Origin of the sequence: Rhodococcus aetherivorans, assembly GCF_011058165.1 — a bacterium.
In the GTDB taxonomy this organism is placed as follows: Bacteria; Actinomycetota; Actinomycetes; order Mycobacteriales; family Mycobacteriaceae; genus Rhodococcus; species Rhodococcus aetherivorans.
In genome coordinates this window covers 1-1,789 of record NZ_JAALEG010000187.1, presented here as the reverse complement: position 1 = coordinate 1,789, position 1,789 = coordinate 1, and the positions used below count along the sequence as shown (strand labels likewise).

General features: G+C 75.8%; 1 protein-coding gene and 1 pseudogene. One reads left to right on the top strand and one right to left on the bottom strand.

Annotated elements, in window-relative coordinates; translation table 11 throughout:
• Window positions 1–128 (bottom strand): annotated as a pseudogene (locus tag G6039_RS31355) (MFS transporter); the annotation flags it as partial.
• 114 nt (window positions 129–242) lie between these two features.
• On the opposite strand from G6039_RS31355, the gene G6039_RS30055 reads away from it, so the two are divergent.
• Window positions 243–1,789, top strand: a 1,547-nt coding sequence (locus G6039_RS30055) for an Hsp70 family protein (RefSeq protein ID WP_164528197.1), incomplete at its 3' end; no start/stop codon positions are given.

Genomic DNA, 1,789 nt, shown 5'->3' with positions numbered 1-1,789 from the left:
GGGTTCGCGAAGATCAGGACGAGGATCGCCGCGACGATGCCGAGTGCACCGATGACCTGGAAGGCGGTCGCGTAGCCCTCGGCCGGGGTGGCCGCGTTGTCGACGAGCACGCCGGTGCCGTAGGGGGATCGCCCCCGCGCCGGGGCCGAAGGTCTCGAATCGGGCTAACGACATCGTGTCCGATTACGACATCCAACGCGACACGGCGGATCCGTCCGCCCCGACCAGGGGAGCGAAACGACATGGCAACAGGACTCGGAGTCACGATCGGTTCGGCGGACTCGGTGGCGGCCACCGCGTTCGATCGCGCCGACACGTACCGCCCGGTCGTCCTGTCCCGCGCCAGCGAGCTGCACCTTCCCGCCGACGACGCGCCGCACCTCGGTCGTCGTCCGGCCGCGCCGGGTTCGCTGGTGTTCACCGACTTCGTGAGCCGGGTCGGGGATCCGGTCGGTGTGCTCGCCGACAACGGGGCGTCGTACTCCGGGGAGGACCTCACCGCCACGGCGATCGGCTGCCTGGTGCACGAGGCGTCGCGTGACCTGCCGGAGGCGCCCACGATCACGGTGGCGCATCCGGCGCCGTGGGCCGGCTACACCGTCGATGCGTTGCGCGATGCGCTGTCGCGGGCCGGTCTGCCCGACGTGACGCTGATGCCCGAACCCGTCGCCGCGGTGCGCTGGCTCGACGCCGCCCAGGGCCCCCTCGGCGACGGCGTGGTCGTCGTCTACGACCTCGGCGCCCGCACTCTCGACGTCTCGGTGTTGCGCACCGGCGCCGAGCCGGTGCTCCTCGGCCGCCCGATCGGCAGCGAGGACGTGTGCGGCGGTCACCTCGACCACCTGGTCACCACCCATCTGCTGGACACCGTGCGCGACGACGTCCCCGACTTCGATCCGTTCGCCGCCCCCATGACGGCGGCGCTGGCGGAGCTGCGTGCCCGCGCGACGGCCGCGAAGGAACAGCTGTCGACCGACACCGAGACGGTCGTCACGATCGACCTGCCCGGCGTGCGGCGGGACGTGCGTCTCGTCCGCGACGAGTTCGAGGAACTCGCCCGCGGCCCGCTGCAGGCGTCGATCGCGCTGGTGCACGAGGCGCTGCGCGGCGCCGGGGTCGAGCCGTCCGACGTGGGGCGGGTGCTGCTCACCGGTGGCGGCGGCGCGATCCCCCTGGTCGCCGAGCTGATCTCGGCGGAGCTGGGCATTCCGGTGGTCGCCGGCCCGCGGCCCGCCCACACCGCCGCCCTCGGGGCGGCCCAGCCGCCGACGGTGAGCTCGGCGGCGGCCCAGCCGCCGACGGTGAGCTCCGCGGCGGCCCAGCCGATGGTGAGCTCCGCGGCCGCGGCGACCGTCGCCCCGCCGGCGGACGACGATGTGCCCACCACCGCGCTGCCCGTGACGACCCTGCACGACCGGCCGACCGAGACGGTCTCGCCGGTTCGCCCGGCGATCGTCCCGGCCCCGGCCGCCGCGACGGTAGCGCCGGCGCCTTCCCGTTCGCGGCGCTACGTGCTCGCCGGGGCCGCAGCCGCTGCGCTCGTCGTGCTCGGCGCGGGTGGTCTCGCGATGGGCACGCTCGGCACCTCCGACGCGTCGGAGACCGGTGCGGGCGTCGCCACCTCCGAGACCGTCCCGGGCGCGACCCCGGCCTCGGCGGGGGGCCCGGCGACGACCGCGACCACCGGGGCCGGCACGAGCGGCACTACCCCGGGTGCGGCACCGGGCACCCAGGCCGCGGCCACGGCGGCGACACCCGGGGCGCCGGGCGCCGTCGCCCCCGCCGGGAG